The following is a 7,741-nucleotide window of genomic DNA, read 5'->3' as shown; positions in this document are numbered from 1 at the left end:
TGCTGACAGCGCTTAGGGGCTGTATTTCCAAAATTGACGCAACTTTTCTTTGACGGAACACGGTAGCTGCCAACATACCTATGAGCGCAAAAACATCGGCTTCCGTCATTTTGATAGCGCCTTATCGATAGCCAGATTGGCTTGGGAAAATGCAGCCTTTGTCGCGTCATCCTGGCGGGCATCATAAGCCGGGCGAACAAAAGGAACCTGAGCCATGTTGGAGGTACCCAACTCAACAAACCGCCAGTAAAAAGCATTCTTACTGTCGTTGGTCTTCATCTTGTTATCGCTGTTCCCGGTACGAGGGTTAGTACCTCGGATATGAACTCCAGAGGAAATATCACCGTTTCTGTCTCGCTGAGTCATCACGACAATATTTTTCTTCAACTTACCGGTGCGAACGGGGGCCCGCTTGATCACTTCATCTTTAAAAACAGTGGCGGCGGCGCGTGTGGCATCGCGCATCACTTTTCTGTTTTCAGCTTTGCTCAGGGCTTTCAGGTCATCAGACAGGTCCAGCAAATCCGAGAAATCGAGTTTAGTGTCGATCACGTTTTCACCCCCTGATTACAGAGAATTTCCAACTGCGTCATTCTTGAGTCTGGGATTGGGGGGCCAGATATTTCTAGAACCTGTCCTTTAAAGGGGCCTGAATTGCAGACAAGCCGGGATGAAGCGCCGACGTCAGCGCGATAGCGCATCCATACGCGTATCGTTGCTTCGGCTTTTTCCGCCCCTGGCGCCACAAGTTCACGCCCGCTTATGCCTTTCACTTCCGCCCATACGGTTGCCGTGTCAGACCAGAGCTTTTCCGGTTGTCCGGATGGTTTTCTGGTTTCAATAAAATTCTGAATGGTTACCCGATCGCGAAGTCGTCCAGCCTGCATAATGCACTCCTTAAACGCCGTAAATTCGGTACGGCTGCAAAAGTGATTCCACAGCAAAAGGGATAGACGAGGTAATATTCCCGATATTTACCGTCTCCCTGTTGGCATACCAGTGGCCAATCAGCAAAAGCATTGCTGCGCGGATATCGTCATCAAGCAACAGTCGGTTTTCATCCGTGTCAAAGCCCTGATCCGTGTTCAGTAAGTAAAGCGTCCGGCGCGTCCACGTTTCAACGTAGCGCTTCGCTGCACCGGTATAAATTTGGAATAACGAATCATCGAGGGTGAAATCTGGTTCAACCCGGCAATGATTTTTTACGATACCGAGATCAATAACTGCGGCGGGATCAGCCATCTTTTGCCCAACCTTTTACAAATGAAAAAGCGGCCCGAAGGCCGCCACAAGTTGCAAATTTAACTTCCCGCACCAGGCGCGGTGAATGCACCGTAAATAAAGGCTTCCGGGCGCTTAACTGCCAGCGCAAGACGCTCTTCGCAACGGATCGAAATCATGTTCTTTTCGAAATCGTCGGCGTTCTCGGTGCTGATCACCACGTTGGCGTCCTCACGATCAAACAACTGAGCGGCAGCATTAAAGGCACCTGTCAGGAACTTACCCTGGAAAGCGGCGGTTTCTGTGGCCACGACCGGCAAGCCCCACAGTGTAGGACCGGTCAGAGCGGAAGGGTTCGCCAGAATGTAACGGCCCAGCGTGTCTTTCGTCAGCTCGATCTTCGCCCAATCGATGAAGTGGAGTACATGGCCGGATGCCGGGAAGCGAGCCAGCTGTGCTTGCAACATTGCCAGACGCAGATCATCGATGCCGTTTTGCTGTTCTACCGTAAAGGCTGGGTCGAATGCAGTAGCCTGTGGCACGATGCCATGAAGATGAACACCGGTACCATCGCCAAAGAGAATTTCCTGTTCTTCAACATATTTCAGGCCATAACGCATTTCCGCATCAATGGTTGATTGCAGTTGAGAAAAGTCATCAAGGATCTGTTTGGATGCTTTGAACATGTGTGCAATGGTAGTGACCGCAGTGATTTTGGTTGCAAACTCAATACCGCTGTATGGCTTGGTCGTACCTTCCGGAACAACCTTCGCGGCATTAGTGAAGCCAGTTTGCTGTACCCAGAAAATCGCTGGAGCGCCAGTGCGCCCAGGAGCAATCAGATCGCGGATGAACAAGCGCTGTTTTGGAGCAGTGTCAATGCCTGGCAGTCGCTGCGGTTCAACTACACCGTCTGCGACATCAGGGGACAGTAATGCCGCATTCACAGGAATGTTTACACGCTTGCCGCCTTCAACACTCGCCGCAAAACTCTTCAGCGCTTCGGAGCTGATCACCACTTTGCCCACGGTCTCTGCGACTTTGGCAGCATTGTTCAGAGGCATCTGAGCGACGTGCTGTTCCAGATCGCCGAGTGCGGCTTTCAGCGTTTTTTCAGCTTCACGCAGGGCATTGAATTCCGATGCCATCTTATCCACTGCAGCCTTTGTTTCTTCGGACAAAGAGCCAGACTTGCGGGCTTCGGTCAAAGCTTCTTCTGCTTTAGCGCTGAATTTTCCATTAGCTTCTTCAATGCTCGCCGTTACTTTTTTCAGGATTTCATTTACTTCGGACATGGTGTTTCCTTATTTGCCGAACGCGGCCAGCGCGTTTTCAAGTTGTTTGAGGTCTTCAGGGTTTGGTGCATCGGTAGCGCTCGGCTTACCTTGGTGGTCGTCAGTAGCGCCCGGCTTACTGGCGGATAAAGATTTGAGAAGTTTTCTGCGCTCAGAGCGCGGGGTATTTGCTTTGGCTAACAGTGCGTCAAGCTTACGCAGCGCGGCTGCCGGGCTTTCATCACCGTCAGAGATTTCATCTGCAGAAAGAAGGCGGTCAGCAAAACCTTTTTCGACCGCATCGTTGCCACCGATGTAAGTTTCGTTGTCCATCATTCCTGACACGGTTGCCGCATCAAGCCCGCTGCGCACGGAATAGATATCCTGCATTGCCCGGTCGAAAGGCTCCATGTCCTGGGCTGCCCGTGCAAGGTCATGTCGGTTACCCACCGCATACACCCAGCAGTTATGGATCATCAGGAACGCGCCGCGACCAATCTGCACCTCATCACCGGCCATCGCGATAATCGACGCGGCAGAGGCAGCGATCCCCAGCACCTTGACGGTAACTTTTCCGCTGTATTCGCGCAGTTGGTTATAGATTGCCAACCCTTCGAACATATCGCCGCCCGGAGAGTTAATGCTGACCGTGACGTCCTCGCCGTTCATCGAACGAAGAGCGCCAGCAATTCTATTTGCAGTGACACCCTCACCCCAGTAATCAGCACCAATCACGTCAAAAATTGAAATCGTATTGTCGTTGCTGTTGGCAGCCTTAATGCCACCGTCCCAGCGATCCAAAGCGGCCGGTGATAGCTCACTGGTGACTTTCGCGCACGGGCGCCCCTCCGGCGCTGCCGGAAGATTCTTTAATGACATGGGATGGCTCCTAAGCCGCCTTTTTCAGCGGGGAATGTTCGAAAGAAATATCGGGGAACAGTTGGTTATGGAGCTCGAGCAATGCGTTGGCTCTCGCTGCCTGGTTGTTTTGGCGCAAATCTTCAAGTGCGGTGAGATTCAACTGCACGGTGTAAATGTCGCCGCCCGGGATCGGAGGCAGATTTTCTAGTCGGCGGACATCATTTCTGCTCATCCAGCCATTCTGCAGGGCAGTCGTGTAATACGCTGCGCGACCTGCGCTGTCAGCTCGGAGTAAACCTTCAACCGAAAATTCCGCAAAATAATCTTCATCGTTACCCAACAGGCAGCGCGCGATCTCCTGCTCGATATTGACCAGCAGCGGACGCAACGTGTTCGTCAGGAATAACAGGTTCATGCCTTCGACACTGGATGCCCAGCTGCTTTGCTTAGTCATATGCCCGACCATAAATGGCGGGATCCGGAACCAACGACAGATTTCTTCAATACTGAAGGAACGGCTCTCCAGCATCTGTGCCGCCTCGGGGTTCATCGTCACACCCTGATAGGTCATGTCGCCTTCAAGCACCATGACCTTACCGGCATTCTTTGAACCCACAAACGTGTTCAGGTTTTGCTTTAAGCGCGCTCTTTGTTCCGCGTTTATATCGGTCTTAGCACTGATGAACCCTGAGTTCTGTATACCGTTCTCAAAGATTTTCGCGGCAGATTCCTCAACCGCCATTGCCGAGCCAATGACATCACGACCGGCCATCATCGGCATCATGCCGCATACGCCATCCAGCCCGAACCCGCGTATGTGCATCATGTTTTTCAAAGGGATAACGCGCTGACCGTTTTTATCGGTGTAGGTGTATTGCAATTCCCCGTTATCAAGGCGCTTGACGACCATGTTTTGCGGTAACAGCGGGTTAAGTCCAACAAGCTTTTGACCAATCATCAGTTTTTCAATGAAGGCATTGCCCCGCATGCAGATGCTGGCAACGAGCATCAGCATAAATCTGGACGGGGTCATTTCCCCGTTGGGTTGCTTGCAGAGCACTTTATATGCGGGGTGGTCGGTAGCCAGCGCCCGCGAACCGTCCTTTTCACGCTTATAGACTTTCAGCGGCAGCGTTGAGACCGACTCACTCAGCAACCGTGCGCAGGCCCAGACGGCGGACAACATGATCGCCTTATCGACGGTCACCGTTTTACCACTGCTGCTGGTCCCCATCCATTCCTGCCAAAACGTGCCGGTGGTCAAACTGATAGGTACACCGAGCCAATTTAAAAGGGCGCTTTTTACACGCCCTGGTTGTTTTTTGGATTTCATCAGACACCTATCATTATCGGATCTTCGAAGAAGTCGGTTAAGTCCTGTTTATCATCGCCGCCGTTGACCAGTAACCGGCTCTTCGCCGTAAACAGTGCAACCGGTCCGTCGATTTTGTTTTCCGGGGTAGATTTATTCGGGAAGATGTTGTCGTTTTTGTCAGGTTTGACTGTGACGTTTGCCATCATCCAGGTCATCACCGGATTGCCGTCGTGGTGGATTTTGCTGCCGTACACATCGGCCTGTACTGACTTCATCGACTCTGACAGGTTTTTGACTGTCTGAGCGACCTCTACCAACGGTAAGCCCTCTTAGGCCAGCGCCAGACTAAACTGGGTTGCGCTCCAAGGGTCGAAGGCTATTTCTTTCAGGCTTTCACCTTTCACCCAAGCTTCAACCTCGGCCTTGATGTAGCCATGATCGATAACGTCACCATCGGTTAAGTCCAGATAACCTGCATCTGCCCACTTCCGGTACAGTTCGGAGATATGCTTCGGCGCAGTCTCAAGTCTTCCCTCTGGGATCCAGAATTTCGACTTCGTGTGAGTGTGTCCGGATGGCGAACGCCACGTTTTAACCGCGGCGCAAATATCGATTTTGTTCGCAAGGTCGATACCCACCCAAAGCGGCCAGTTGCGCAGTTCATCATCGGGTGCGATGTCTGCACATTTCGCCCAGCGGTCCATATCCATCCAGGCGCTTTCCGCTGTCACCCAGATATTTAAATGCTTCGTGAAGAAGTTAGGCCGGGCGGCGATCTGCTCTTTCGCCTTTTTTGCCAGACGGCGCATGTCGTCCCAGCGCTTACAGATGCCAAGCCCGGGATTCGCCTTCGGCCAGTTCTTTTCATCGAACGGATCGTCGTCTTCATCCAGCGTGTAAATGACAGCAAAATAAGTGTCATCATCCACAACACCGCGCAGTACTTTTATTGCGTAGTCACGCTGTTCGAAACAGATGCCCTCTTTGTTAGAGCCTGCTGTCGTGATGGCAAACAGCAATGATTGAAGGCGCGCGCCGGTGGCCGTTTCCAATACATCCCAGACATCACGGGTTCGGTGAGCGTGCAACTCATCGACTATCCCGCAATGAATATTCAAGCCGTCGAGATTATTTGCGTCGCTGGAAAGCGGCTCAAACTTAGAGGCCGTTCTCTCCTGATGGATGTTCAGTTTTACATGACCAAAAAGTCTGCCCAGTGTCCGGGGGGCTTTCTTTATCATGTTCTTTGCATCATCGAACACGATTCGGGCCTGGTCACGGGTGGTTGCAGCTGAGTAAACCTCGGCGCCGCCCTCTCCATCCGCGCCGGTCATGTACAGGCCAATCCCAGAGGAGAGAGTCGACTTAGCGTTTTTACGCGCCACCTCGTTATAAGCAGTACGGAAGCGGCGAACCATAATTGCATCGCCATCGTCATCGAACACCTGTTCCCCGGTCATTTCATCGATCAGGGGAATAACGAAGCCAAAAAGATTTATCAGAATAAAGATGTCCCACGCCATCAGCTCTATCGGCTTGCCAGCCAGTGCGCCTTTTACGTGGGGGACGAAGTTATAGAAATCGAGGATGTGCTGGGCACGATCCTCACTGAAGTAGACGCCGCGTTCCGGCCCATGCTCTAAATCGTTAAGGAATCGTTGGCACGACAGGCGTACCAGTTCGCCAGCAACAATCTCGCCGGAGAGTACGCGCTCGGCGTACTGGATACCTTCCGAAACGGTTGCCATTCATCATTTGCGCTTATTAAGAAATTGTTCCAATGGATCAGCCTCAGCGGGGCTTTTTGCTCCAACCTTTGATCGGCTGGCAGGTGTCATGCCGAATTCTCCCAGCATCGTCCTGATTCGTTTCCATGCATCAGATTTCATAACTGCTGCCGGGTGAGCCTTCACCATTTCTTCGCCGGTGGCGGAGCGCGATTTGTACGTGTAACCCTCTTCGGCGAGAACATCGCAGTGATGCCGATATTCTGTGTAGGCCTCGATTAATAGTTCGAGCGCCTTTCCGTCGAGCTTCGTCATTACGCCGATGGCGTCGAGTTCATCCCCGATCCGCTTAAACCAGTACTTCCCCATCTTGTCCAAATGCTTCGGAATTGGGGGTACCCCTGAAGGGGGTTTTGGTTCGTCCTTATTAATGGCTCGTTTTGATGGGTTACCCTTTATCAAAACCAGGTGCGTCGGGGTTTTCGGTGGTCCGGACATAATCGAAAACTCCTATTAATTGTATAAAGGGGGACCCCTAAAAATCTTTTCCAACCTGCGGGCGTGTGACAAAGAGGAAGGCGGCGGTCCTGAGGTGCGAAAGGCCTGAACTCTCAACCCGCCCTCCCCGCCTGATGGGAACGATTATCGTTTGAGCCGCTCACGGCCTGTTTTCGCCCGATGGCAAGGCCAGCACAGACTTTCGAGGTTGTCCGGGTCATCGGTACCCCCATTGACTTTAGCTGTGATGTGGTCGACGGTCGTGGCGGGTGTGACCCTGCCCTGCCGCGCGCACTCCTGGCACAGGTGCTTATCACGACCGAGGATAATCGGCCGGAGCTTGTCCCAGCTGGTGCCGTAGCCACGTTCATGCCGTGACTGTCCCCGCTGATGCTGCTGCCATCCTTCATTGCGATGCGTCTCACAATAACCAGAACGGTCTGTCGTGGTTCGCCCACATCCGTGCTTACGGCATGCGCGAGGGATTGCTGCTGGCATATTGGTTTACCTTTCAGGGTGACACGGCCAGACGCCATGCGCGCCGACGCTCAACCCTTGATTGATTATCCGGATGCCGTTCAACTGCCTCACCGTCGGCATGGTCAACCAGCGAGTAACACGGATAGATGACCTTGCCACCCAGCGCGTCACCGACTGCATAGTCTGCGGCCTTGGTGCGGTTCCAGTTCTGAATGATGCGACTTAGTCCGCTGACTGGCGGGCTGTAGCACACACCGTGGATCAGACGGTCCATCGTGATGTAATCACCCCGTCGCTTATCGGCATCAATCAGGCTGGCTGCTATCTGCTGCTGATACTGTGGCGGGCGGCCGGTGCCCAGATAG

At 52.8% G+C, this 7,741-nt stretch carries 8 protein-coding genes and 2 pseudogenes; all 10 read right to left on the bottom strand.

Annotation, left to right across the window (positions count from 1 at the left end; translation table 11 throughout):
- Positions 1–105 precede the first annotated feature (105 nt).
- A complete protein-coding gene (locus tag J8X26_RS25875; protein ID WP_152324922.1) occupies positions 106–552 on the bottom strand; it encodes an HK97-gp10 family putative phage morphogenesis protein in 447 nt (148 codons plus the stop codon).
- The gene (locus tag J8X26_RS25870) at positions 549–887 is read right to left on the bottom strand and encodes a phage head closure protein (protein ID WP_208952420.1); all 339 of its coding nucleotides are present in this window, start codon (positions 885–887) and stop codon (positions 549–551) included. Before J8X26_RS25870 ends, J8X26_RS25875 begins: the two co-directional genes overlap by 4 nt.
- A 10-nt stretch (positions 888–897) precedes the next feature.
- A complete protein-coding gene (locus J8X26_RS25865) occupies positions 898–1,242 on the bottom strand; it encodes a head-tail connector protein (RefSeq protein ID WP_152324924.1) in 345 nt (114 codons plus the stop codon).
- Between the two features lie 59 nt (positions 1,243–1,301).
- Complete coding sequence (locus tag J8X26_RS25860; RefSeq protein ID WP_208952419.1) at positions 1,302–2,516, bottom strand: phage major capsid protein; 1,215 nt, start codon at positions 2,514–2,516, stop codon at positions 1,302–1,304.
- 9 nt (positions 2,517–2,525) lie between these two features.
- Positions 2,526–3,374 carry a head maturation protease, ClpP-related gene (locus tag J8X26_RS25855; RefSeq protein WP_208952418.1) on the bottom strand — a complete coding sequence of 283 codons (849 nt, stop codon included), beginning with the start codon at positions 3,372–3,374 and terminating at the stop codon, positions 2,526–2,528.
- Positions 3,375–3,384: 10 nt separating this feature from the next.
- Complete coding sequence (locus tag J8X26_RS25850) at positions 3,385–4,689, bottom strand: phage portal protein (protein WP_208952417.1); 1,305 nt, start codon at positions 4,687–4,689, stop codon at positions 3,385–3,387.
- Positions 4,689–6,419: pseudogene (locus tag J8X26_RS25845) on the bottom strand (terminase large subunit). The gene J8X26_RS25850 and the pseudogene J8X26_RS25845 overlap by 1 nt, the downstream one beginning before the upstream one ends.
- A gap of 3 nt (positions 6,420–6,422) precedes the next feature.
- The gene (locus tag J8X26_RS25840) at positions 6,423–6,896 is read right to left on the bottom strand and encodes a phage terminase small subunit P27 family (RefSeq protein ID WP_208952416.1); all 474 of its coding nucleotides are present in this window, start codon (positions 6,894–6,896) and stop codon (positions 6,423–6,425) included.
- A gap of 144 nt (positions 6,897–7,040) precedes the next feature.
- The gene (locus J8X26_RS25835) at positions 7,041–7,394 is read right to left on the bottom strand and encodes an HNH endonuclease (RefSeq protein ID WP_208952415.1); all 354 of its coding nucleotides are present in this window, start codon (positions 7,392–7,394) and stop codon (positions 7,041–7,043) included.
- A gap of 13 nt (positions 7,395–7,407) precedes the next feature.
- Positions 7,408–7,741 (bottom strand): annotated as a pseudogene (locus J8X26_RS25830) (hypothetical protein); the annotation flags it as partial.

Origin of the sequence: Rahnella sp. ChDrAdgB13 (genome assembly GCF_017655185.1) — a bacterium.
In the GTDB taxonomy this organism is placed as follows: Bacteria; Pseudomonadota; Gammaproteobacteria; order Enterobacterales; family Enterobacteriaceae; genus Rahnella; species Rahnella contaminans.
The sequence above is the reverse complement of the archived record's forward strand: the minus strand, read 5'-3'. Positions and strand labels throughout refer to the sequence as shown.

Bases quoted from the DNA above. Each gene is read 5' to 3' on its own strand.
- J8X26_RS25870 (WP_208952420.1), bottom strand. From the start codon at position 887: ATGCAGGCTGGACGACTTCGCGATCGGGTAACCATTCAGAATTTTATT.
- J8X26_RS25865 (WP_152324924.1), bottom strand. From the start codon at position 1,242: ATGGCTGATCCCGCCGCAGTTATTGATCTCGGTATCGTAAAAAATCAT.
- J8X26_RS25860 (WP_208952419.1), bottom strand. From the start codon at position 2,516: ATGTCCGAAGTAAATGAAATCCTGAAAAAAGTAACGGCGAGCATTGAA.
- J8X26_RS25855 (WP_208952418.1), bottom strand. From the start codon at position 3,374: ATGTCATTAAAGAATCTTCCGGCAGCGCCGGAGGGGCGCCCGTGCGCG.
- J8X26_RS25850 (WP_208952417.1), bottom strand. From the start codon at position 4,689: ATGAAATCCAAAAAACAACCAGGGCGTGTAAAAAGCGCCCTTTTAAAT.
- J8X26_RS25840 (WP_208952416.1), bottom strand. From the start codon at position 6,896: ATGTCCGGACCACCGAAAACCCCGACGCACCTGGTTTTGATAAAGGGT.
- J8X26_RS25835 (WP_208952415.1), bottom strand. From the start codon at position 7,394: ATGCCAGCAGCAATCCCTCGCGCATGCCGTAAGCACGGATGTGGGCGA.